Source organism: Bradyrhizobium ontarionense (assembly GCF_021088345.1).
Lineage (GTDB): Bacteria > Pseudomonadota > Alphaproteobacteria > Rhizobiales > Xanthobacteraceae > Bradyrhizobium > Bradyrhizobium ontarionense.
In genome coordinates, this window is record NZ_CP088156.1 from 7,658,704 (window position 1) to 7,684,753 (window position 26,050).

Here is a 26,050-nt window from a genome sequence, read left to right on the forward strand (position 1 = left end):
GCACTCAGGGGGTTGCTTCGAGACCGAAACACCCTTCGGCGCCCAGGTCTTCAGGGATCAAGTCTTCAGAGATCCTGACCGGCAAGCGCACCACCCGAAATTCGAGGAAGAGCAGATGTCCAATCCCGTTCAGTCCGACAAGGACCGCGTCGTCATATTCGACACCACGTTGCGCGACGGCGAGCAGTGCCCCGGCGCCACCATGACCTTCGAGGAGAAGCTCAACATCGCCGCCATGCTGGACGACATGGGCGTCGACATCATCGAGGCCGGTTTCCCGATCGCCTCCGACGGTGACTTCGAGGCGGTCAACGAGATCGCCAAGCGGTCCCGGAACGCGGTGATCTGCGGCCTGTCGCGCGCCGGCGCCAAGGACATCGACCGCTGTGCGGAGGCGATCCGCCCCGCCAAGCGCGGCCGCATCCACACCTTCCTGTCCACCTCGCCGGTGCACATGAAGTACAAGCTGCAGATGGAGCCGCAACAGGTCTTCGAGCTGGTGGTCTCCTCGGTGACCCGTGCGCGCAACCACACCGACGACGTCGAATGGTCGTCCGAGGACGGCACCCGCACCGAGTTCGACTTCCTGTGCCGCTGCGTCGAGGCCGCGATCAAGGCCGGCGCCACCACCATCAACATTCCGGACACCGTCGGCTACGCGGTGCCGGAAGAGTATTACGACCTGTTCAAGCGCGTTCGCGAGAGCGTGCCGAACTCCGACAAGGCGGTGTTCTCGGTGCATTGCCACAACGATCTCGGCATGGCGGTCGCCAACTCGATGGCCGGCATCCGCGCCGGTGCCCGCCAGATCGAATGCACCATCAACGGCATCGGCGAGCGCGCCGGCAACGCCGCGCTGGAAGAGGTCGTGATGGCGATGCGCGTGCGCAACGACAAGCTGCCGTTCTGGAACAAGATCGACACCACGCAGCTGACGCACGCCTCGAAGGTGGTGTCGGCGGCGACCTCGTTCCCGGTGCAGTACAACAAGGCCATCGTCGGCCGCAACGCGTTCGCGCATGAAAGCGGCATCCATCAGGACGGCATGCTGAAGAATGCGCAGACCTATGAGATCATGTTGCCGGAGACGGTCGGCGTGAAGCAGACCTCGCTGGTGATGGGCAAGCATTCCGGCCGCCACGCCTTCATCCATAAGCTGGAGGAGATGGGCCACAAGCTGAGCTCCAATCAGCTCGAGGATGCGTTCGTCCGTTTCAAGGCGCTGGCCGACCGCAAGAAGCACATCTACGACGAGGACCTGGAGTCGCTGATCGACGAAAGCATGGTGCATGCCTTTGACCGCATCAAGCTGGTGTCGCTGACCGTGATCGCCGGCACCCATGGGCCGCAGCGCGCCACCATGAAGCTGGATGTCGATGGTCAGTCAAAGATCGAGGAGGCCGAGGGCAACGGTCCGGTCGACGCGGTGTTCAACTGCATCAAGTCGTTGGTGCCGCATGAGGCCAAGCTGGAGCTGTATCAGGTGCATGCCGTGACCGAGGGCACCGACGCGCAGGCCGAGGTGTCGGTCCGGCTGTCGCAGGACGGCCGCTCGATGACGGCCCGCGCGGCGGATCCGGACACGCTGGTGGCTTCCGCCAAGGCCTATCTGGGGGCGCTGAACAAGCTCGTCATGAAGCGCCAGCGCGACGTGGCGCAGGGGGCATCGGCCTCTGCGGTGGCCGCGAGCTGAGCCCAATACGTCATTCCGGGGCGCCTCGCAGAGGCGTACCCGGAATCCCGAGCTTGGTTTGTACCGGCTCCTACAACCTCTAGATTCCGGGTTCAGCCGCCTGCGCGGCTGCCCCGGAATGACAGCCACTAACAATTTTGCGCTGCAGCACGGGAATCCCGCGCCTGCGGCTAACGGTCAATGGCATTCCCGCCGGCCAACCGCTAACAATGCTGGTGGCATACAAAGCGGGGGCGTCATTGCAATGCCCCCCGAAACGTCGGGAGGACACTTTGCGTCAGTTCAGATTCCGCCATTTCACCTCGGGTCGGTGGATCGCCACCGCGGCCTCGCTCGCGGCCTTCGCTTTTGTCAGCCCGGCCACCGCCGCCGACACTCCGATCGTGATCAAGTTCAGCCACGTGGTGGCCTCGAACACGCCGAAGGGGCTCGCGGCCGACAAGTTCAAGGAACTGGCCGAGAAGTACACCGACGGCAAGGTCAAGGTCGAAGTCTACCCGAACTCGCAGCTCTACAAGGACAAGGAAGAGCTCGAGGCGCTGCAGCTCGGCGCGGTGCAGATGCTGGCGCCGTCGAACTCCAAGTTCGGCCCGGTCGGCATCAAGGAGTTCGAGGTGTTCGATCTGCCCTACATCCTGCCGGACCTCCCCACCCTGCGGAAGGTGACGGACGGGCCGCTCGGCGCCAGGCTGCTGAAGCTGCTCGAGCCGAAGGGCATGGTCGGCCTGGCCTACTGGGACAACGGCTTCAAGCAGATGAGCGCCAACAAGAAGCTCGTCGATCCCGCCGACTACAAGGGCATGAAATTCCGCATCCAGTCGTCGAAGGTGCTGGACGCCCAGTTCCGAACGCTCGGCGCGATTCCGCAGGTGATGGCGTTCTCGGAGGTCTACCAGGCGCTGCAGACCGGCGTCGTCGACGGCCAGGAGAACACGCCCTCCAACATCTATACCCAGAAGATGCACGAGGTGCAGAAGTACATCACGCTCACCAACCACGGCTACATCGGCTACGTCGTGGTCGTGAACAAGAAGTTCTGGGACGGCCTGCCGCCGGACATCCGCGCCGCCTGTGAGAAGGCCATGAACGAGGCCACCGCCTACGGCAACGGCCAGTCCGCCAAGGAGAACGACGACGCGCTGGAGGAGATCCGCAAGTCCGGCAAGTCCGAGTTCGTCAAGCTGACGCCGGCGCAGGACGAAGCCATGCGCAAGGCGATGATGCCGGTCTACAAGGACGTGGCGGGGCGCGTCGGCCAGCCGCTGATCGACGAGTTCCTGAAGGAGACCCGCGGCACGACCAACTGAGCGGCGGTGAGGGGGCGATGCGCGGACTGCTTCGTCCGCGCATCATCATAGCGAGATGTGACCGCGGGATCACCGCGAAAAGCAGACGGCGCGCTCAAGCGCCGCAGCGTTGAGATTGACGGGGTGGGGGAGAGGACTTGGGGTTTTTATTGCGCATCCTCGATCGGCTCGAGGAGATCCTGATTGCATTTTTGATCGCGGCGGCGACCTCGATCATCTTCCTGGCGGTGCTGCATCGCTATCTGGTCGGCGTGCCGCTGTTCTATCCGCTGCTGTTTCCCATCGACATGTCCTGGGCGCAGGAGCTCTGCATCTACATGTTCGTGTGGATGGCGAAGTTCGGCGCCGCCTATGGCGTGCGCACCGGCATCCATGTCGGCGTCGACGTCCTGGTCAACCAGCTCAGGCCGTCGCTGCGCAAGGTCACGATCCTGTTCGGCCTGCTGTGCGGGGCATTCTTCACCGCCGTCATCGGCACCATGGGCGCCAAGTTCGTCTACGGCCTGTCGCAGACCGACCAGGTGACGCCCGACATGGAGCTGCCGAGCTGGCTGGTCTATCTCTGCATCCCGCTCGGCTCCTATCTGATGTGCTTCCGTTTCCTGCAGGTCGCCTGGCACTATCTGCGCCACGACGAGCTGCCGCATCATGACCACGCCTATGTCGAAGGCGTCGATGCTGACGGTGCGGAGGCCGCGCGATGAGCAGCCTCCTCATTTTCAGCCTGCTCATCTTCCTGATGCTGACGGGCATGCCGATCTCGATCGCGCTCGGCCTGACCGTGCTGTCCTTCGTCTTCTTCATGACCAATGTGCCGACCGAATCGGTCGCGCTGAAGCTGTTCACGGGCATCGACAATTTCGAGATCATGGCGATCCCGTTCTTCATTCTCGCCGGCAATTTCCTGACCCATGGCGGCGTCGCCCGGCGCATGATCAATTTCGCGACCTCGATGGTCGGGCATTGGTATGGCGGTCTTGGGCTAGCCGGCGTGATGGCCTGCGCGCTGTTTGCGGCGGTGTCCGGCTCGTCGCCGGCCACTGTGATCGCGATCGGCTCGATCATGCTGCCGGCGATGGTGCGCCAGGGCTTTCCCAAGCGCTTCGGCGCCGGCGTGATCACCACCTCGGGCGCGCTCGGTATCCTGATCCCACCCTCGATCGTGATGGTGGTCTATGCGGTCGCCACCGGCGGCAGCATCGCGCTCGATCCGGCCGGCCATCGCGTCTCCTCGGCCTCGGTCGGACAGCTGTTCATCGCCGGCGTGATCCCGGGCCTGATGCTGGCGAGCCTGCTCGGCTTCACCACCTTCTACCGCGCCTGGAAGAACGACTATCCGCGGATGCCGCGGGCGAGCTGGGCCGAGCGCTTCATCGCGTTCCGCAAATGCGTCTGGGGCCTGCTGCTGATCGTGATCGTGCTGGGCGGCATCTACACCGGCAAGTTCACGCCAACCGAGGCCGCCGCCGTCAGCGCCGTCTATGCCTTCGTCATCGCCGTGTTCGTCTATCGCGACATGTCGCTGAAGGACGTGCCGAAGGTGCTGCTCGGCTCGGCCAACATGAGTGCGATGATCCTCTACATCATCACCAACGCCGTGCTGTTCTCGTTCCTGATGGCGAACGAGAACATCCCGCAGCAGATCGCCAACTGGATGGCCGGCGCCGGCGTCAACTGGGCGGTGTTCCTGCTGGTCGTGAACGTCCTGCTGCTGCTCGCCGGCAACGTCATGGAGGCAACCTCGATCGTCTTGATCATGGCGCCGATCCTGTTTCCGGTGGCGGTCAAGCTCGGCATCCACCCGGTGCATCTGGGCATCCTGATGGTCGTCAATATGGAGGTCGGCATGTGCCACCCGCCGGTCGGCCTCAACCTCTACGTCGCCTCCGGCATCGCCAAGATGGGCATCACCGAGCTCACCATCGCGGTGATGCCGTGGCTGCTCACGATGCTGGGCTTCCTCGCGCTCGTCACCTACGTGCCGGAAATCTCGCTGTGGTTGCCGCGCATGCTCGGCATGCTGTGAAGGGCGGCAACAAACTGAAACCGATTTGCAAAAACAGAAAGGAATTTGAAGCAATTACATCTTCGTAAGGTCGTACACTCTGTCCAAACTGTAAGTTGAACGCCCGGCGCGGCAAGCTCATGCTGCGTCGGAGTTTCCAAGGAGGTTGGCATGAGAAGGTTCACCATTGCCGCTGTCGCCGTGCTCGCCATTGCCGGCTCGACGGCGGTCTACGCCCAGCACCGCGCGTGGTTTCATGATCACATGCACCACGCCCGGATGAATCCGGAAGACCGTGCCGCCATGCTCGATGCGCGCATCGCCTCGGTCCATGCCGGCCTGAAGCTGTCAGCCGATCAGGAGAAGCTGTGGCCGCCGGTCGAGAGCGCGGTCCGTGATCTGGTCAAGCTGCGGTTCGACCGCGCCAATGCGCGGATGAAGGCTCCGGACGACGCGCAGGACAAGGACGTCGATCCGGTGGCGCGGCTGCGCGAGCACGCCGACACCATGGCGGTGACGGCGGATGCGATGAAGAAGGTCGCCGATGCCGCCGACCCGCTCTACAAGACGCTCGACGACGGCCAGAAGCGCCGGCTCGCGGTGCTGACCCGGGGACGCATGATGGGTCCGGATGGCCCATGGCACCACCGCTGGATGGAGCGCGGCGAGGGCGGCCCGGAGGACGGTCCGCGCTTCGGCGAGCATCGATTCGGCCCGGGGCCGATGGGCCGTCCGATGGATCGCATGGGCTGGTCGGATGAGGGACGCGAGTCCGGGCGGCTCTGACGGGTCATTGGCGATCCGTCTGATCCACTCTCATTGCAAGAGGGGAAAACCGCCTTGCCGAGGCGGTTTTTCAGGATCGAATATGCCGAAATTTCGTGTCGGATCGCTGGACATCCCGGAATCGCTTTGCTAAACGACCGGCTCTTGCGAAGGCTTTCTCCGGATGCAAGATCCGGGCGCATAGCTCAGTTGGTAGAGCAGCTGACTCTTAATCAGCGGGTCGTAGGTTCGAGCCCTACTGCGCCCACCAAGCCTTTCAAGAGCTTAGCCGCTAAAAGTTTCAGAACAGACCTTTCAGTCGGGAGATTTGTTCCGGATCTTTTGGTCGCAATTATATTCTATTTTAGGTGGAGTGACTATCGAGTCACTCGTTTTGATCTAGAGAAGAGTTCACGGAACAGGGCTCAAGATCAGCCGCAGCGAACCGCGCCTATCTGCCTCTTGCAATCCTGACCATAGACCGCGCTCAATTTCTTAATGGCCGATTCAGCAAGCTCGACTCGGCCTCCCAGGTAATGCACGTCGAGGCTCTCCTGCACCGTTTGCATCGGATGTCCTGTAATCGCCGCGATCTCGGGAACAGAGCAGCTCGAACGGCCTTATTCGCAGCTGCCCGCTGCCGAGCGATCAGCGGGAGCGCCATCGTCATGTGATCGCGGTTGACAAGGATACGGCAAGCCGCGGCGGCTCCAGCTTCGTTCACGACCGCATCAGGGCTGGAGATGTGGTCACGGCATCCTGTCCGCGGAATGATTTCGCGCTTGATGAGACGGCGGATCAATCGATCCTGATTGCGGGTGGCATCGGTATCACGCCGATCCTGTCGATGATCCGTCGCCTCGAGGTTTTGGGCCGTGATTGGAAGTTGTTCAGGCGCGAACTCCGACATTCCGCCATCCAAGCGGCCGCGTCGAACTGTCGAGACTCGACATTCTTGCGGACTGCACGAAACGCTTCCAGTCTCGAAGCACATCGCCTGCTTGCGTGGAATCCCAGTTCGAGAGTTGGAATTTGAAACGACAGCTGATCTCCTTGTTGCTGGTCTCGCCAAATGCAAAATTCCATCGAAACGGACAAAGCACCGGAGCCTGCGCCCATGGCTCGAAGCGATAGATGGATGAACCGTCCCGCGGATGGCTGGAAATTTCCCATGTGATCCCGACCGCGACAGGGTGCTCGGCGAGCGACAGCAGATGCGATGCCTGCTCCTGGTCTCCGACCGAGGCAGTACATAGCTCCGCCACCGCGTCGAAACGATCCCGGAGAGTTGCGCCGCTGGGAAAGTCTATAAAGTGCGGATGAATCATCGGGCCGAAACCTTGATCCACGGTTTCCGTCGGGCGCCATATCGCCATCGTGCCGGGGAATTCGGCGAACGCCTGGGTGGTGAGCCAATCGGAGGTGAGAGCGACCAGCCCGTGAAACAGGGTGACACCGGCGGCCTGGCACAGATCGCGAAGATGGCCGCTCGAAGTCTTCTCTAGAGTATCCCGCAGGACGGCGCCCGCAGTTGGAATTCTGCGGACCGGGCCGGGCCCGGCGGACGACCGCGCGGACACAAACTGAGACTCACGCGCGGCTTTAGGAACATGCTCCAGCGCGTTGCGGAGCGTTTCGAGCAACGGCTCCAATCTGAGGCTATCGCTGGCAACAGGGTGTGCGACTATGCTCAGGATCCAGCGTTCGTCCGCAATCCGCAATGCGCGAAACCGCCACAACGGTTCGGACGCCTCGAAGGCTGTCGAGACATCCTGCAAGGCGCTATCGATCGCCGCGGTGCTTACCGGGATAGCGTTACGTAGATCCTCGGCGAGGAGAAGCTGTTCGGGCGTCGTTGGAACGTCAATCAAGCAAGCGGTGCCACCCTGCGCGCTCCAGCGCATTCGCAGCGTGGCGCATTCCGGAATCATTCGCTCCAGCGCCGCGGCCAGCCCTCCCGCCGTGAATGATCCTTCGATGACGACGCTGCGATGGACAAGAAATGGATTTGGGTGTTCGCAATCGAGCGCCATCAGGGCACGTTCCACCAGCGTGGCCTCGACACCGGCCGTCGGTAGCGACGCCGATCTTGTGGCCGAGAGCAGGGAGTTGATGGCATCTTCCGGGCGCTTGACCACCCGCTCGGCCAGCTTCTGAAATGAATCGATCCAGCCGCGGACAGTGGATTCCGTGAACAGCGCGGTATTGTACTGGAGCACGCATTGCAGGCATTCGGGAAATGGAATCGCATCCAGCTTGAATGCGAACTTTGCCACGCCTTTGTTGAAGTCATACGGCTCGATGCGCAGGCCTTCCAGCTCCAACCTGGTCTTCGAGTCGATCTCGTTATGATAGGTAAATGTTGTATCGATCAGAGGGGCTCCGTCGGAGGCGTAACTGAGCCGCTCCAGCAGAAGTTCGAACGGGTAATCGCGGCGATCGTAAGCGGCCAGCAATGTGCGGCTGCAGCGATCGAGAAAATCCAGAAACGATTCACGTGGTCGGACGCTGACGCGCACCGGCACGACGTTGGTGAAAAGCCCGATGACAGGCTCAAGATCGGGATGCGGCCTGCTTCCCGTGACGCTGCCGATGGACAACGTCTCCTGCGCGCTCAATTGGTGAAGGAGAACAGCGTAAAGCGCGAGTATCAAAACGTTCATGGTGACTCGGCGTTCCCGCGCCAGGCGCGTCATCGCGTCGCGCAATTCCGGTCCAATATCGAATCTCAGGTTGTTTCCGTGGAACGTCCGTACCTTCGGGCGCGGAAAGTCGAACGCGATGTTCAGGGCACAAGCCCCAGATGCGAGCTCGTCCAGCCATGCGGTTTCAAGCTCGCCGCAGCGCGGCCCGGTGAAACGCGCAAGCTGCCAGGCGGCGTAATCCTTGTATTGCACCGCCATGGCTGGCAATGTCTCACCGCGATAGAGCGCAGCGAAATCGTGTACGAAGACATTGATGGAGATGCCGTCTGCGACCAGGTTATGCATGTCCAGAAGCAGCAGATGGCGCCCGGGATCGACAGACAACAACTCGGCCCGAAGCAGAGGCGCTGCCGACAGATCGAAGGGCCGGATAAATTCCTCGATCGATTTGGACAGTTCGCCTTCCTCGACATGGCGGACCGGCAGCGAGAAGGGCGCCTGTTCGAGGATGATTTGACGGATCTCGCAGTCGACTTCGGCGAAGGCGGTACGAAAGCTCTCGTGGCGAGCGATCATGCCGCGGAACGTTGCCTCGAAGCGGGCAGCGTCAACAGGACCTTCCAGCGTCAAGACGATGGGGAAATTATAGGCCGTTCCCGTATCCAGGCGCCGAGTCAGCTCATACATGTAGCGCTGAGCGGGCGAGGTGGCATATGAAGGGCGGTTCTCGATGCGCGGGATCGACTCGGAGCGAGTCCGCTTGGCTCGATCAATCAGTTCGCTCATGCTGCCGAGCGTAGGATGCTGGAAGATGTCGCTCAGTGCCAGATCCGCATCGAAGTGTTGCGCGATCAGGGCGCGCAGACGAGCGGCGGTGAGCGAATGCCCGCCCAGCTCGAAGAAGTTGTCGGTCTGAGAAAGGTCGCGCGCGCCGACCAGCGTGCCCCAGAGATCTGCCAGCTTTTGTGAAGTCGATGGTGAGGGATCGGATCGACGCTCGGATGCCTTAACCGCCGGCGCCTTGACGCCGCCAGCGGCATGCTCATCCCAAATTCGCTTCTTTTCGAAAGCGTAACCGGGCAGCGGCACACGGCGGCGGTTCTCGCCGCGATACATGACAGCCCAGTCGATTTGCGCACCCGATTCCCAGAGCGCGCCAAGGCGCTCCAACAGAAAAGCTTCTTCGTCGGCCCGCTGCTGCGGGCTGGGCATCAGGTTGACGACTGTCGCGCCTCCGCCGAGCTGGCTGCGCACGCACGAGGTGAGCATGTTCCCCGGTCCGACTTCGATCCAGGTCAGGCCGGGTTCTCTCCCCAGCACGCGAATCGTATCGGAAAACCGGACGGGGTCACGCAGGTTGCGCCCCCAGTATTGCGGCGTGGAAAGTTCAGCACCAGCCCATTCGCCGGTCACCGAGGACAACAGCGGCAACGCCGCAGGTCTCAAAGCGATTCCCGAAAACTGCTTCAGCAGCGGTGCAATGACGGGATCCATCTGGCTGGAGTGGAATGCGTTCGATGCAGCAACGCGCTGCCAGGCGTGGCCGAGGGCGGAGAGTCTTGGTCCCAGCAGCTCAAGGGCGTGCAAGGGGCCTGCAAGTGTACAAATGTCGTCGGTATTGACGGCTGCGATCTCCACGGTCGGTGGAAGAAGCGGCGCGAGCGCATCCGGCGCCAGGGCCACCACCATCATGGTGCCGGAGGGCAGATCGCGGAACAGCCGGCCGCGGTCCAGCAGGATCGAGAGCGCGTCCTGCGCCGTCATCACGCCCGCGAGGCACGCGGCTGTGTATTCGCCCAGGCTGTAACCCGCCATCGCGTACGGACGGATTCCGAACTCGATCAGGAGTTGCGCAAGCGCGTGTTCCACCAAAAACAACAGGGGATGGACGATACCTGCATCATCGAGCGCTTCGACTGGAAACACTGCGTCCTGTTCGAAGAACCGTCTCAACCGTCGAGCTGGCTCACTGTCAATTTGGTCGAGACATCCGTCGATCCGGTCGCGAAACCCGCGGAAGCCACGATACAAGCCGGAGGCCATGCCTGCGTGCTGTGAGCCGTGGCCCGGGAATAGAAATACCGGGCGGAGGCCCGATTGATCTGCGGCGCCGAGCGGGCGGTGATCGCGACTCATCAGCCCTGCGCCGGCTTCCTTCGAGCAAGAAGCGACGGCAAAGCAGCGGTGCGGAAACTGTTCGCGTCCCCGCTGCAGCGTGAAGGCGACATCGGCGAGCGGCGGGCCAGCCGGGTCTTGCAACAATTTGCCAAGCTCGGCTGTGACAGTGGCCAGGGAGGACATCGTGCGCGCCGACAACGGCAACAGATGATACGCGTGAGAGGTCGCAGCGACTGTCGGGGACGGCGGCTCTTCCAGCACCACATGGGCATTGGTGCCCCCGATGCCGAATGAACTGACGCCGGCCCGTCGAGGCTCCGGTCCCTCCGGCCACGACGCCAGTCGGTCGCACACGAAAAATGGCGTAGTCTCCAGGTTGAGCTTCGGATTCGGCTCGCGGAAATTCACCGAGGGTAGCAACTCGCGGTAGCGCAGCGCGAGTGCGGCCTTGATCAGGCTGGCAACGCCGGCGGCGACATTCAGATGACCGAGGTTCGACTTCACCGATCCGAGCGCGCAAAATCCGGTGCTGTCGGCATTGAAGGCGCGCGCGAGCGCTTCCACTTCGATCGGATCGCCCAGCAACGTGCCGGTCCCGTGCGCCTCGACGAGGGTGACTGTTCGCGGGTCAACCTCGGAGGCGCGATAGGCCGCCTTCAGCACGGCAATCTGCCCCTGGGTGCCGGGCGCGGTATAGCCGACCTTGCGGCCGCCGTCGTTGTTGACGGCGGATCCCTTTATGATGGCGTGAATAGTATCGCCGTCATGCAAGGCGTCTTCCAGCCGCTTCAGAACGACAATGCCAACGCCGTCGCCGAAAACGGTGCCACTTGCTCCGGCGTCGAAAGCGCGACAGACGCCGTCTCGCGAGAGGATGCCGCCTTCCTGATAGAGATATCCGGATTTGAGCGGCGTGGTGAGGCTGACGCCGCCTGCGAGAGCGATCCCGCACTCGCCCGCGAGCAGCGATTGCGCAGCCTGGTGGACCGCGACCAGAGACGTTGAACAAGCCGTTTGGATCAGCATGCTCGGTCCGCGCAGACTCAACCGGTATGAGATCTGCGTCGTCAGGTAATCGCGTAGAACAAGGAATGAGGTTTCCAGCGGGCCGAGACCGTCGCTGCCGCTCAGTCTACTCATGGCCTGGGAGATCCAGCCGTCGTTGAATGCGGCGCCTGCATACAGGCCGATGCGTCCATTATATTGGCCCGGTGGATAACCCGCATGTTCCAGTGCGGACCAGCAACACTCGTGAAGCAGGCGGAACTGCGGATCCATCACCTCCGCTTCTCTTTGTGAGAAACCGAAGAATGCGGCGTCGAAGCATTCCACATCCTCAAGCATGCCCTTGGCGCGAACAAAGTCGGGATTGTTGCGCAACCGGGGGTCGACATGGTGCAGTTCATCTTCAGCGAAAAATGATATGCTGCACGTGCCGCTCCTCAGGTTTTCGCGAAAACGATCGAGATCAGGAGAGCCCGGGAAGCGGCAGGCCATGCCGATCAGGGCGATTTCGGAACCGTGATATCGGGCGGGCTGTTTCACGGGATCATACCTCGTCTTCAATGTCGAGCAGACGGCGGCGGCTGGCGAGCAGTGCGTACTGCCGCCCGGACGCGACTTCCTGTTCCGGCTCGATCTGCGCTTCCGCCACAGCGGAGGCGCCAAGGAATTGCGCCAATTGACGGATGGAAGGATAGGCAAACAGCTTTACGACCGAAAGCTCGTGCCGGACCGATCTAACAATCCGGGAGCTTAGCTGGATCAGGTCGAGCGAAGACAAGCCTAGTTCGAAGAAGTTGTCGTCGATGCCGACCTGCTCCAGGCGACAATATTCGGCCACGATACCTTGGAGTTGGCGCTCCATCGGACTGGTCGGTGGACAGAACAGCTGCCTCAGTTGTGGCCGTGGCTGCGTATTCTTGGGCGCCGCGCCAGCGTCATTGCCAATGGTCGTGACCCAGCGGTCGATACGGGTCTGAAGGTCGGCGGTGGAAACAACCAGCTGCGACGGCAGCCGCTGCAGCAGGGATTCGAAGACACGGCCGGCATCGTCCGGAACGATGGCAAGTCTTGCCAATTCCTGTCCGACCGGCGAATCCAATTCCTCAAACCGCCAGGCGTCCCAGTCGATGCTGTACCAGGGAAACAAGCCGCTTCGACTTTGCGCCTGCGCAAATACATCCATGAACGCGTTGACCGCGGTATAAGACCCGTAACCGAGGCCGCCGAGAACCGTGGACAGCGAAGAGAACAGCAGACAGAATTCTGGAGGGTGACTTTTGAGGACGCTTCGAAGATTCTCGAGACCATGTACCTTGGCGGCGAACTGCTCCTCGTTGCGCACACGCACCAGCTCATCGATCGTATGGAAGCTTCCCGGAAGTCCGGCAGAGTGAATGACCCCGTCGACTCCACCGAAGCGGGCGACCACTTGCGTCATCGCCTGTTCCAGCTGATCGCGATTCGAGAGGTCCGCGACCAGCGGCAAGACCTCGCTGCCAAGAGCCTCCAGCTCCTTCACGACCTGCGAGCGACGGCTGATGCCTTCGGCCGACCTGGCGGTGACGGCCAGCCGTGCCTTATACTTGCGCGCAAGAAACAGTGCCAGTTGGCGGCCAATATCGCCGAGTCCGCCCAGGATCATATATGTTGCGCCCTCCCGGAAGTGCACGGCGGAGCGTGCAACTGATCCAGGTTCAATCTGCTCATAGCTGCGGATCCAGCGATGTGGTCCCCGCCAGGCAACGTCGCCATCATCGCAGTCCATCTCGGACAGCAGCCGCACGATGAAATCGCGGCCGGCACGCGCGTCGCCTGCGTCCACAAGTCTGCAGCGCAAGTTCCTGTATTCCTGCGGGAGTACCCGGGCAGGCCCCAGCAGCATGGCCTGATATGGCGAAAGTCCCTCGGCTGCGGTGACGTCAAAGATGCCGCGGGTCACGGTGGTGATGGTGATTTTCGCGGCCGGTTCGGCATGAGCCAGCGCGTGCCCGGCGAACATCAGGCTGTAATAGGCGTCGGGCGATCCACGGTTCTGATGCAGCGGAAGCAGGTTGACCACGTGGCTGGGCATGGTGCCCGCCTTCTTGATCTCATCCGCCAGTTGCTCAAAATGCGCGGCGCGGCTGGGATCGATGGTGACTGTGCCTTCGGACGAGCGGCGATAATGCTCCCCGGCGGTTACCATGACGGTCCGGCCGCCGCGGCTTGCGATTTCCTTTGCGAGCATTTTGCCGAGCTCGGAATCGTCGGCAAGAATCAGGATGGTCGACGGCGAGTCCGCGGGCGCAGGCATCGCCATCGCCCGCTTCCAGCCGGGAAGATAGAACCAGCGATCAACGTCGGAATGGCGCGCTTCGGGAGCGGTTGTCGGCTTCGCTTTGAGCACCGGGCGGCTATCGGGCCAGATGCGCCGCCGTTCGAACGGATAGCTCGGCAAGGGGACACGCCGCCGTGACTCATGAGCCGAGAAGCGAGCCCAATCGACCGGCAATCCATGCCCCCATAAGGCGCCGAGCGCTCCAAGAAGCTGCGCCTGCTCTGGCGTACGCTCCTCGGAATGGCGCATCAGATTGAATACCGGCTGCTGCTGATAGGCGCGGTGTCTGCGCACGAATGACCCCAGCGTTCTTCCAGGTCCCACCTCGACAAATACTGTCTCGGGCTGTTCAAGCAGCGGCGTGAGCCCCTCTGCGAAGCGCACCGCGCGGCGCAGGTGCTTCACCCAGTATTGCGGCGTGTTCACAACGTTGCGATCGATCGGCCTGCCGTCGAGATTGGAAATCCAGCCGCTTGCCGGCTCGAGGAATTGCATGCGTTTGCACACCGCTTCGAAATCCGCGAGGATCGGCTCCATCATCGGCGAGTGAAACGCATGGGACGTTTTCAATCTGGTGGCCACCACACCGTCTTTCTCCAGTTCGTCACAGAGCGACTGGATGGCTGCAGCCGGTCCCGACACCACGCACGACCGGTCGGTGTTGACCGCGGCCACGGCCAGCTCCGCATTTAGCCGTGCGGTCACCATGTGCTCTTCAAGAGGCACGCTCACCATCTCGCCTGCGGGCAGGCTGGCCATCAGGCGGCCGCGTGTGGCAACCAAAGTCAGTGCGTCTTCCAGGCCGAACAAGCCTGCCAGACAGGCAGCCACGTACTCGCCGACGCTGTGGCCGATCATGCCGTCAGCATGGATATTCCATTCCTGCAGGGTCCGGGCCAAAGCCCAGGAGACCGAAAACAGCAGTGGTTGAGTGTATTCGGTCTGATGAATTGCCTGGCTCGTTTCGAACAGAATAGATTTGGGATCGACGGGAAGCTGAGGTCGCAGCACGTCGAAGCATCGATCCAGCTGCGCCCTGAAAGCCGGCTCCTGTTGATAGAGCTCTCGCGCCATGCCCGGATATTGCGAGCCTTGACCGGGGAATAACAACACACATCGCGGGCGTTCCCAATCGGCCACGTGCCATCGGCCAGCATCACCGGCCAGCATGTTCGCGGCTTCGGTGGAATCGCGGCAACAGATCGTACGCCGGTGCGCCATCTGGCGACGTCCGTTCGCGAGCGTGAAGCTCACATCGGCCAGATCCTGCTCCGGATGGCGCTGCAGATGGCTCGACAACTGCAGACTCTTGGTGCGGAGGGCCTCTCGGGTGCGCGCCGACAGCACAAGAAGCTGGTTGGCGCGGCCGGGAGCCGCGGGGCCAGTCTCGGGAGCTTCTTCGAGAATCGCATGGGCATTGGTGCCGCCAATGCCGAAGGAACTGACGCCCGCCCTGCGCGGATGTCCTTGCGGCGCAACCCAATCAGTCAATGTGGTGTTCGCGCGGAACGGACCGTTGGCGAAATCGATGGCTGGATTCGGCGCGTCAAAGAACAGCGTGGGTGGAAGCTGGCGGTGTTTCAGAGCCAGTGTGGTCTTGATCAGGCCGGCCACGCCTGCTGCGGCGTTCAGATGACCGACATTGGACTTGACCGAGCCGATCGAACAGAACCCCGCGGGCAGCAGCGATGCAGCCGCCACGGAAAACGCACGATGCAGTGCGTCCAGCTCGATCGGATCTCCCATCCGCGTCCCGGTGCCGTGCGCCTCGACATATCCGATGCTTTCCACCGGCACATTGGCCGCCTTCAGCGCCATGCCGATCGCGGCTGCCTGTCCGTCTAGGCTTGGCGCGGTGAAGCCCACTTTTCGATGTCCGTCATTGTTGATGCCGACGCCCCTGATCAACGCATGGACAGTGTCTCCGTCACGCTGCGCGTCGGCAAGCCGTTTGAGCACCACCATGCCGGCGCCATCGCCGAACACGGTGCCGGTGGAGCTCGCGTCAAAGGCGCGGGTGTGACCGTCGGCGGAATTGATGCTTCCTTCCTGGAAGAAATAGCCGGCGCGATCGATCGTAATCGTAACGCCGCCGGCGAGCGCCATGTCGCAAGCGCCCGACAGCAATTCCCTGCACGCCAGATTGATGTTGACCAGGGATGTGGAGCAGGCCGTCTGCATCGAGATGGCGGGTCCGCGCAGGTCGGCGCGATAGGAAAATAGCGGCGCGAAGAACTCGCGGTCATTGAGCAACAGCGCACCGAACTGCTCGGCTTCGGATAGATCCGGGAGAATTCGCGTCAGCCATGGCAGGTTGGCGGTCACGCCAGCGTAGAGGCCGATCGACCCCGCATAGCGCTCGGGATCGTATCCTGCGTGCTCCAATGCCTGCCAGGCGCATTCGTGAAAGATCCTGAACTGGGGATCCATCAGTTCCGCTTCGCGGCCGGAATAGTTGAAGAACTCAGGTTCGAACTCCTCAATGCCCGCCAATTCGCCTTTGGCGCGCACATAGTTCGGTGAGGCGAGATGTTGCTCCGGCACGCCTGCCACCCGAAGCTCATCATCGCTGTAGAAGCGGATGGACTCAACGCCGCCTGCCAGGTTCTCCCAGAACTGGTCGATGTCGGCCGCTCCGGGGCCACGAAAGGCCATGCCGACGATGGCAATCGCATTGTCGATCCGCGGACTCGCAACGGGGCGAACGCCGATGGGGGCGGACCTGATATCAGCCGCCGGTGATCGCCCACTGAGGAAGTCCGTCAGCGCAGCCGCGTTGGGATAGGCAAGAAGCATCTGCGTCGCGACGTCCCTGCCGAGCGTCTCCGATAATTTTGCGCTCAGGTTCACGAGATCGAGTGACGAAGCACCCAGATCGAAGAAATTGTCGCCAGCGTTGAGATGCTCGAAGCCGAAATAGCCTTTGATGGCCGTGGCGACCAGCGTAGCGAGTTCGCCTTCAAACGGACGAACGGGAGCCTGAGCCGTTGCGATCGTGAGCGCTGGGGAATCGGGCGTATGTCGCGCCACGGTGTGTCGCTCGAACGGATAGCCGGGCAACGACACGCGACGCGGTGCAAAGCCACTATGCAATGATTCCCATCGCGGGGGCACGCCGTGCGACCAGAGCTGGCCCAGGCACGAGAGCAGGTCTGCAGTTGGATTGTCGGTCAGCCCGAGCAGGGACATTTCCCCGACGTTTGGTTTCGATGCGACTCTTGCTACGCGAAGGATGATGACATTGGCCGCGCGCGCCGGTCGATCCGGCATTGCGGGAGCGTCGATGCCACGCTCGTTGCGAAGCAGCGATCGAAAAGCCTGTTGCAGCGACACCGTGGCGACAACCGCGTTGGCCACATGGGTGCCGATCCCTTCGCCGATCGTCGCGGCCGGGTACAATCCCAGGCCTTTAAGTGTCATCGCGAGCGCGTATTGAAACACGAACTCGAGGCCGGGTGTCCAGTCGTGACGTTCCGCATCCGGGTTGACGGCGAGCCTCGCCAATTGGGCTGCGTCAACGCCGCCGTCCTTGGCGGCAATCTGTTCGCAGCACGCGTCGGCGGCATCCCGGAACACGGCGAGATCCTCATAGAGGCGCCAGCGCGCGGGGACCTCGACCCGGTCCGGCATAAAAAGATGAACTGCGGGCGCTCCGTCCAGGGCCAGCTGTGGTTCGGCCGCAGCTGTGTCCGCCGCTTGGTCTGCAGCCTCCGCGACGCTTCGTGCGACGAATGTGCGCCGAAATGGCAACGAGGCCCGGCCGGTTTGCAGCGTCCAAGCCGTGTCTGCAAGGTCGAGATCGGGATGCGCGCGAAGGAACAGCGCAAGGTTCTGCGATTGCTTTGCGAGCGCCGCGGGCGTGCGGGCCGAAAGCACCAGCAATTGCGGCGGAGGATCCGGCCGCAAAGGCGCTGTTGCGGGAGCCTCCTCCAGCACCGCATGCGCATTGGTGCCTCCGATGCCAAACGAACTCACGCCAGCCCGCAGGGGCCGCGGTCCGTCCCAGATAGAGGTATCGGTTTTCACGTAGAACGGACTGAGGGCGAAATCGATCGCCGGATTGGGCTCACGAAAGTTGAGCGTGCGCGGTAGCACGCGATGATGGAGCGCCAGCGCCGTCTTGATGAACCCGGCTACCCCGGCTGCCGCATCCAGATGACCGATGTTGGTCTTGATCGACCCCAGCGCGCAAAAGCCGCGTTTTTCCGTCGCGAAAGCCCGCTTCAGCGCCTCCACCTCGATCGGGTCGCCCACCGGCGTCGCCGTTCCGTGGGCCTCCACGTAGGAAATACTCTGCGCCTCCACCTCAGCTGCAGTCAGCGCGGCCGCCACTGCATCCGCCTGGCCGCGACTGGCGGGCGCGTTGTAGGAAACCTTCCGGGACCCATCATTATTGACCGCGGTTCCCTTCACCACCGCATAGATGTTGTCGCGCTCGCGAATCGCGTCGGCGAGCCGCTTCAGCACCACCAGCCCGACGCCGTCTCCGAAGATAGTGCCGCCGGCATCCTTGTCGAACGCGCGGCAGTGGCCATCTGGCGAGTTGATGTGGCCTTCCCGGAAAAGATATCCGGGTCGCTTGGGAAGCTCGATGCTGGCGCCGCCCGCAAGTGCGATTTCCGCTTCTCCGCTCAGCAGGCATTGAACGGCGAGATGGATAGCCACCAGCGAAGTGGAGCACGCCGTCTGCACCGACACCGCCGGGCCGCGGAGGTTCAGCTTGTAGGCAATCGTCGTCGCGAAGGAGGCGGCGTTCAGCTCGGCAACGAAGCGCCTTTCCAGCGGATCGTCCTCCGGCTTCACATGGCTGGTGATCCACGAGAGATTACTTGAGACGCCGGCGAACAGCGCGATCGACCGCTGCGATTCGAGTGGATCGCAGCCGGCATCTTCGAGCGCTGTCCACGCACATTCGTGCAGCGCGCGTATTTGCGGATCGAGCAGGCGTGCTTCGCGGGGATGATAACCGAAGAAGTCGCCGTCAAAGCCGTCAGCATCGTCTAGCCAAGGCTTGGCCTTCACATAATGCGGGTTTGCGATCAGCTCCTGTGGGACGCCTTCCGCGACCAGTTCCTGGTCCGTGTAGAAACGAATGCTCTCTTTGCCCTCGGTGAGATTGCGCCACAGCTCGCGCCAATCCGCCGCGCCTGGAAAGCGGCACGCCAAGCCGATGACGGCGATCTCAAGACCGGTTTGGCTGGTCTCGCTCATGGCGTCATCTCGATCCGGGCGCGCTGTGTCAGCAGATTTCGGCCGCGCCTGCCGGAATCGGCGCTGGTAGAACCGGGCCGAGCGCTATTGCTTTCAGCCAGATGGCGAGCCAGCGCATTGATCGTCGGATGATTGTACAGCATGGTCGGCGCGATTTCGCGGCTCAAGGCCATCTGGAGTCTTCCCGTAAGCTGCACAATGTCGAAAGACGTCGCGCCGAGTTCGAAGAAGTTCTGGTTCGTATCCACGTCATCGACGCCGAACAGCGATTTCCAGATATCCCGAATCTGCTGCGAGACCTCGGCGGCGCCGCCGACTGCCGCAGCGATGGGCGTCGCTCGGACATCAACCAAGCGCCGCGTGGCGCGCCGCTCCCAATCTCCCACGGAGACCAGAATATTGGGATTGCCCGACTGCAGGGCGCGGCGGAAGGCATCGTAGCCTTGGGACGGGGAGAGCCCGTGGTCGAGTGGAATACCCGTGCCTTGCGCGAAGCGTTCGGCCATGCCGACTTCGCGCCACGTATCCCAGTTGATGCTGAACACAGGCTTTCCAAGGCTGCGCCGGTGCGCCGCGAACGAGTCGAGGAATGCGTTTGCGGCGGCGTAGGCAGCTTGTCCGGGGCCCGGGATCCAGGCGTCCACGGAAGACATCAGGGCGAAGAATTCGTAGTCATCAAGCAACTGTTCGACGACGAGCGTGCCATCGACCTTGGCGCGCAGCGCTGCTCGGACTTCTGCGTCGCTCTGCTCCCTGAGCAACCGTCCGCTGGCGGTCCCCGCGGCATGGATGACGCCGTCCAGTTTCCCGAAATGTTGCCGGGCGCGCTGGAATACGTCCCGCATCTGATCCGGTTCGGCAACGTCCGCCGCCATGATGAGCGGCTTCGGACCGCCTTCCCACGAGCCGAGCCGGGCATCGTCGCAGCCGTCGCGCAGGCCGCTGAGGCTCACCAGCGCCACGCCGGCCTTGAAATCGCGGGCGAGGCTCAGCGCCAAGGTCAGCCCGATCCCACCGAGCCCGCCGGTTATCAGATAAATGCCCCCGCTGCGCAGCGGAGACGGCCCGTTGGACACTGGCGGCAGACGCTCCTGCGTCGGCTCCCAAATCAGTCCGCCCCGGCAAGCGGCTCGCGCCGGCGGATCTTCGCGAGTGCAGATCTGCAATATCAGGTTGGCGGTGCTTTGCCCAAGGTCGGCCTGGTCCACATCGATCGAATGGCATCGCCATTGTGGAAATTCGGCCGCGGCGGTCTGGCAAACGCCGGTCAACAGCGCCCACGCCGGTTCGCACCGTTCGGTGCCGGAAACTGCAAACGCACTGCGGGTCACCACGGTGAAGCGGCCGCCGCGTGCCCATCCGTGCTTATCGAGGGCCCTCAACAGTCTGATCAGAGGTAGCAAGCCGAGCGAGATCGTATTCTCGGCCAACGCATCGATGTCCGGGGCGAGGAAGAGGATATGGTGCGATTCGAGATGGAGTTCGGTTACAGGACTATCAGGATCGAGCACCACGGGACGGTGCCCGGATTGCCCGAGCAATCCGGCGATCTCTCGTCCGAATTTGTCGTCGCGGGTGATGATTGCCCACTGCGACGGTGTTCCAAGCGAAGCAGTTCCAGCGATGGCGGGCCAGATCCGACGCCAGGAGAGGCCGTAGAGGTGCACGTCCGCTTCGCGACCCGCTTGGGAGGATGGCGTTCCCGAAAGAAGCCGCTCCGGATCGCCCTTGAGCGTATGAATGGTTCGCTCGAACGGATACCCGGGCAGTCCGACTTTTCGGCGCGGACTGCCATGCAGTCCACGCCAGTCGAGGCAGACGCCGTGACGCCACAGCGTTGCGGCCGCCTCGAGCAAAAAGGCACGGTCGGCAATGGCGTGATCGCGATGCCGGATCGTCGGCTGAATCGGCAACGTGGAGGAGAAGCGCCGGCGCGCCAGCGCGCTGAGCGCGCCGCCGGGGCCGATCTCGAGCAATGCCGGGTTGTGGCTGCTGCGGATGGTGTCAAGCCCGCCGGCAAAGTTGACGGTCTGCCTCAGCTGACTTGCCCAGTAACGCGGATCGGTGGCTTCCTCAGCGGTAATCCAGCTTCCGCTGAGGCACGAGATGAACGGGATACGAGGCGGCCTGGGACCTAGTTCGGCGATCCGGGTCGCCAATCGATCGAGGATCGGATCCATCATGCCGGAGTGGAATGCATGGGAGACATCGAGCGGCACCGCATGGAAGCCGCGCTGTTTCAACCCGGCTTCGAGACCGGCAATTGCGGATGGCGGGCCGCTGACGACATGCTGATCCGCGCCGTTGATCGCTGCGATCGACACGCCATCTAACAAAGGCAACAGCACGGTGAGAGGAGCGTTGGTGGAGAGCATCGATCCCGAAGGCAGCTCGCCCATCAGACGTCCGCGATATGCCAGCAGGTCAAGCGTCTGATCGACGGTGAAGACGCCGGCCAGGCATGCTGCGGTGTATTCGCCCAGGCTGTGGCCAATCATCGCGATCGGCTTGAGCCCCCACGAAAGCGCCAATTGCGCCATTGCATACTCGATAGCAAAGAGCAGTGGCTGCACCACTTCGGTGCGGCGAAGTGCGGCTTCATACTCCCGGCGCATGGACGCTGGAGGAGCTATAAAACCCTGCCACGACAGCCCGGTCGGAGCGTATGGCGCCAGCACGTCGAAGCAGTGGTCGATGTGCTCCCGAAATATCGGCGCTTCGTCATAGAGCCCGGCGCCCATCTCCAGATATTGGCTGCCCTGGCCGGGAAACATGAAAACCAGATCGGGTGCGGTCTTCGGTGCCCGGCCTCGGGTCATGAGCGGCGCCGCTCGGCCTTCCAGTGCGTCGGCAACCTGGTCCAAGCCGGATGCGACGACGGTCGCTCGATACTCGAATCCGGCCCGACCGGTCTGCAGCGTGTAGGCAACGTCGGCGCAGGAGAGCTCCGGCCGATCTCGCAGGGCGGCTGCAATCCGCACTGTCAGACGATCAAGGGCCGGAGCCGACTTCGCCGAAAAAACCAGCATTTGTTGCCGCGAGATGTCATCTCGCGGCTCGGTCGGAGGCGCCTCCTCGAGAATCGCATGGACGTTGGTGCCGCCGATTCCGAACGAGCTCACTCCAGCCCGGCGAGGAGAGCCTTGCAAGGCCGGCCATTCCATGCCGTCCGCAGCAACGCGAAACGGCGTTTCGCTCAGACCGGCTGCGGAATTGGGAGAGCGGAAATGCAGGGATTTGGGAATGTGCCCGAATTCCAGCGCCAGCACCGTCTTGAGCAGGCCAGCGATGCCGGCGGCTGTATCAAGGTGTCCGATGTTGGATTTGACCGAGCCAATCCGGCAGAAGCCCAGCCGGCTGCTGTCAAACGCTCTGGCCAGTGCAGCAATCTCCACGGGATCGCCGAGCGGCGTGCCGGTGCCGTGGGCCTCCAGATAACCGATCGTCTCGGCGGGCACGCGTGCGAGCCGGAGAGCAGTCCGGATCACCTCTGCTTGGGCTTCCACACTTGGTGCAGTGTAGGCGACTTTCCGACTGCCGTCGTTGTTGCTTGCTGTTGCCCGGATTACCGCGTGGATGCAATCGCTATCAGCGATGGCTTTTTTCAAGGGCTTGAGTGCGACCAGTCCAACGCCCTCGCCGGGCACCGTGCCATTGGCCTTGGAGTCGAAAGGACGACATTTGCCATCGGCGGAGAAGATCATTCCCTCTTCGTACCGGTAGCCGCGGTTGAACGGATAGCCGAGGGCGACACCACCAGCGAGCGCGATCCGGCAGTCGCCGGTGAGCAGGGCATGGCAAGCCGTGTGGACCGCCAGCAACGACGTGGAGCAGGCGCTCTGGATCACCACGGCCGGGCCCTTCAGATTCAGTTTGTGCGCGACCAGGGTGCATAGAAAGTCCCGGTTGCAAAGTTGCTCGCCCGCGAACTGCTCGGCTTCATTGCCGTAGCGGTTCAGCAGGGATAAGGCGTTCCACCAGGTGTTGTCGGCCGCACCGGCATAAAGACCGATGGACTGGTCCGTGGTGATGGGATCGATGCCGCTGTGTTCGAGACACGTCCAGGCGCACTCGTGAAGAAGACGAAATTGCGGATCCATCAATTGCGCCTGACGAGGGGAGTAGCCGAAGAAAGCTGCATCAAACGCTTCGGCCTGCTCAATGACGCCACGCGCTCGGACGTAATTCCGGTCGTTCAGGGCCGCTTCTGCGACGCCGGCGTCCAGCAACTCGCGTTCGCTGAAGTGTTTGACGGAGCAGATGGCATCGACGAGATTGTGCCAAAACGCGGCGGCATCGGGGGCGCCGGGAAACCGGCAGGCATAGCCGATCACAGCGATTTCAAGACCTGTGGATTCAGACATCGCTGCCTGCCTCGAACGCCTTGAGACTTTCCGTGACTATACTTGCCGCTTCGTCAGCGCGGCTGTCGATGGTCGCGAGGACTTCGGTCGCGGCAAATTCGCCATCGAGCCAGCGTGCTTGCTTGCGCACGGTGGTATGTTCGAACAGCGCCGCCAGCGGAATGTCGTGGCCGAATGTCTGTATCAGGCCGGCCAGTATCGTCAGAACGCTCAGCGAACTTCCGCCGATTTCGAAAAACGGATCGTCAATACCGACTTGCTCGACCTGGAGGGTGCGGCACCAGATCGCCGCGACTTCAGCCTCCGTGCGGTCCCTTGGCGCCACATGGCTCACTGCGCGCGACAGCGGCTTGGCACGCTCCGCGAGCGCCTTGCGATCCACCTTGCCGCTTGAGAGCAGAGGCAGCGTGGGCAGCACCGAAAATGAGCTCGGAATCATGTAGTCCGGGAGACTGTTGGCAAGCCATGTCCGCAAGGTCTGCTCCGTCAGATCGGGCTGGCCCCCCGTCACCACATAGGCCTGCAATATCGTCTCGCCTCTTCGCTGCTCGGGACAAACCACCGCCGCGGCGATGCCCGGATGTTCACGCAAGCGATGTTCGATTTCGCCCGTCTCGACACGAAGTCCACGAATCTTCAGCTGGTGGTCTCGTCGACCGAGAAACTCGATTTCACCCGATGGCAACAGCCGCGCCTGATCACCGGTCCGGTACACGCGCTCGCCGTCCAGCGGGTTCGGGACAAACGCGGCGGCAGTGGACGCGGGATCGTTGACATAGCCACGGGTCACGCACTCGCCGCCGAGGTAGAGCTCGCCGGGGATCAGGGGAGGGCAGAGCGTCAGGTTCTTGTCGAAGACGTAAAGGCGGACGTTTGAGATCGGCCGGCCGATGGGAATGCGGTCGGGCACATCCTCGTCCGCGCATTCAAATGACGACACCTCGATGGATGCTTCGGTCGGACCGTAGAGGTTGACGATCGGGGCGGAATTCCCGGCACTGCGGAGCAGGCGCAGAAATTCGCGGACCTGATCTTGCTGCAGCGCTTCCCCGCTGGTGAGCACCAGTCGCAATTGCGGGGGAACCAGACCCGTCGGTGCCTGGCGCAGCGCGTCGAGATAGGCCGGCAGCATCGAAGGCACAAAGTGAACCACGGTGACGCCCGTTGAACGCAGTGTCTCGGCCAACACGCGCGGGTCACGCTCGGCATCGGGCGGCAGCATGCGGACCGATGCGCCGGCCCAGGCCCACCAGAACAGCTCGTACAGCGAAACATCGAAAAGCAGCGAGGTCTTCTGTAGCAGCACATCGTTCGGCGTCAGCGCGTAGCGCTGCTGCCCCCAGTGAAGTCGATTTACGACGCCGCGATGAGGAACGGCGACGCCTTTCGGCTTCCCCGTCGAGCCCGACGTGTACAGCACATAAGCCAAGTTCGCTGGGTGCGTCAGCGTATCCAGATGCTGATCGGGCCCCTGATAGAGCCGCGGATCGGCAAGATTGATCCGGTCGAGACCGTCGCAATGCAGCGGCTCACCCGACAAATCATCAAGGACGAGCCGGACGTCGCTGTGCTGCAGTTTGAAGCGCTGCCGAGCCGCAGGCTCGTGAGGGTCGATAGGAAGGTAGGCGGCGCCGGCCTTCAGAACGCCAAGCAGCGCCGGGATGGTTTGCAGAGAGCGGCGTGCGGTAACGGCCACCACCATTTCCGGTCCCGCGCCGCGTGCGCGCAACGCATGGGCGATCTGATTGCTCTGCCGATCGAGTTCGCTATATGTCAGATGACGGTCTTCAAACCATACAGCCACGCGTTGGGGAGTCCGTGCCGCTTGTTCGCGAAAGATTTCATCGATCGTGCAGTCTTGCGGAAACCGAGCGGCGGTATCGTTGAGCCGCTCCCAGCACTCGCGTTCGCCAGGAAGGAAGAGGTCGATCGCCGAGATCGAATCGAACGGTGATGCACACAGCCGGTCAAGAAAGACCGCGAAACGGCGGGCGTGCAGCGCGACGCCGCCCGCCAGAAAGGCGTTCGCGTCATATCGCAGCTTGCAGCCGAGCAGATCGCCGTCGCGCAGGAACAAGAAATTCGTGCTCGCTCCCGCCAGATCCCGGCCGGAGTCTTCGCGGCCGTTCGCCATGGATATCGCGACGTCGAACAGCTGGCCATCGGTTTGTGACCGCATCGTTGCCCAGGCACCCATTGGGACGCTGGCATGGGACAGCGCGTCATCGAGCCAGGCGCGAACCTTATAGGTGAGCGTCTTGAACGACTCGTCATCTGCAATAGCGATTCCAAGCGGCACAACGGTGTTGCCAGAGACATGTTCGTCATTCTCTCTTGGCACGCGAACGCCGATGGTGAAGTGAACCGCTTCGCTGCATCGATGCACAAATGCAGCCGTCGCGGACGCCAGAACCGCCAGCAGCCTTTGCTCCGATCCGCCGCCGACCCGGGTCGCGTGCCCGCTGAGCTCGAAAGCGAAGTCGCGCCAGTCCGGTGAAGCTGTGCGCTTGATGCGATCGCGTATGAAGCCCGGACGTTCGGGATGACGTTCCAGCAACGCGTTCCAGTATTCGTGCTCGGACTTACGGCGGTGGATCGCAGTCATGATGTCGTCCTTGCG

At 62.6% G+C, this 26,050-nt stretch carries 9 protein-coding genes and 1 tRNA gene; 6 read left to right on the plus strand and 4 right to left on the minus strand.

All coding sequences use genetic code 11. The features are described 5' to 3' along the window. Positions 1-115 precede the first annotated feature (115 nt). The 6 genes from LQG66_RS33630 to LQG66_RS33655 all read left to right on the plus strand — a co-directional run bounded on the left by LQG66_RS33630 (position 116) and on the right by LQG66_RS33655 (position 6,041). Positions 116-1,693: a 2-isopropylmalate synthase gene (locus tag LQG66_RS33630; RefSeq protein ID WP_231320092.1), complete on the plus strand. Its 1,578-nt coding sequence runs from the start codon at positions 116-118 to the stop codon at positions 1,691-1,693. Positions 1,694-1,965: 272 nt separating this feature from the next. Continuing rightward, a complete protein-coding gene (locus tag LQG66_RS33635; RefSeq protein WP_231320093.1) occupies positions 1,966-3,000 on the plus strand; it encodes a TRAP transporter substrate-binding protein in 1,035 nt (344 codons plus the stop codon). A 137-nt stretch (positions 3,001-3,137) separates the two neighbouring features. Beyond that, entirely contained in the window at positions 3,138-3,704 is a 567-nt protein-coding gene (locus LQG66_RS33640) for a TRAP transporter small permease (protein ID WP_231320094.1), read from the plus strand. Next, entirely contained in the window at positions 3,701-5,026 is a 1,326-nt protein-coding gene (locus LQG66_RS33645; RefSeq protein ID WP_231320095.1) for a TRAP transporter large permease, read from the plus strand. The genes LQG66_RS33640 and LQG66_RS33645 overlap by 4 nt, the downstream gene beginning before the upstream one ends. Before the next feature lie 150 nt (positions 5,027-5,176). Continuing rightward, positions 5,177-5,791, plus strand: a complete 615-nt coding sequence (locus LQG66_RS33650) for a Spy/CpxP family protein refolding chaperone (protein WP_231320096.1) — start codon at positions 5,177-5,179, stop codon at positions 5,789-5,791. Between the two features lie 174 nt (positions 5,792-5,965). Then, a tRNA-Lys gene (locus LQG66_RS33655) sits at positions 5,966-6,041 on the plus strand. A 619-nt stretch (positions 6,042-6,660) separates the two neighbouring features. Here LQG66_RS33655 and LQG66_RS33660 read toward each other — a convergent pair. Genes LQG66_RS33660 through LQG66_RS33675 form a run of 4 tightly spaced genes read right to left on the minus strand, consistent with a single transcriptional unit; the run spans position 6,661 to position 26,035 of the window. Then, positions 6,661-12,078: a type I polyketide synthase gene (locus tag LQG66_RS33660; protein WP_231320097.1), complete on the minus strand. Its 5,418-nt coding sequence runs from the start codon at positions 12,076-12,078 to the stop codon at positions 6,661-6,663. Positions 12,079-12,082: 4 nt separating this feature from the next. Beyond that, entirely contained in the window at positions 12,083-19,066 is a 6,984-nt protein-coding gene (locus tag LQG66_RS33665) for a type I polyketide synthase (protein ID WP_231320098.1), read from the minus strand. Then, positions 19,063-23,430, minus strand: coding sequence for a type I polyketide synthase (locus tag LQG66_RS33670; RefSeq protein WP_231320099.1), 4,368 nt, complete (start codon positions 23,428-23,430; stop codon positions 19,063-19,065). The genes LQG66_RS33665 and LQG66_RS33670 overlap by 4 nt, the downstream gene beginning before the upstream one ends. Continuing rightward, positions 23,423-26,035: a non-ribosomal peptide synthetase gene (locus LQG66_RS33675; RefSeq protein WP_231320100.1), complete on the minus strand. Its 2,613-nt coding sequence runs from the start codon at positions 26,033-26,035 to the stop codon at positions 23,423-23,425. Before LQG66_RS33675 ends, LQG66_RS33670 begins: the two co-directional genes overlap by 8 nt. Positions 26,036-26,050: the final 15 nt, after the last annotated feature.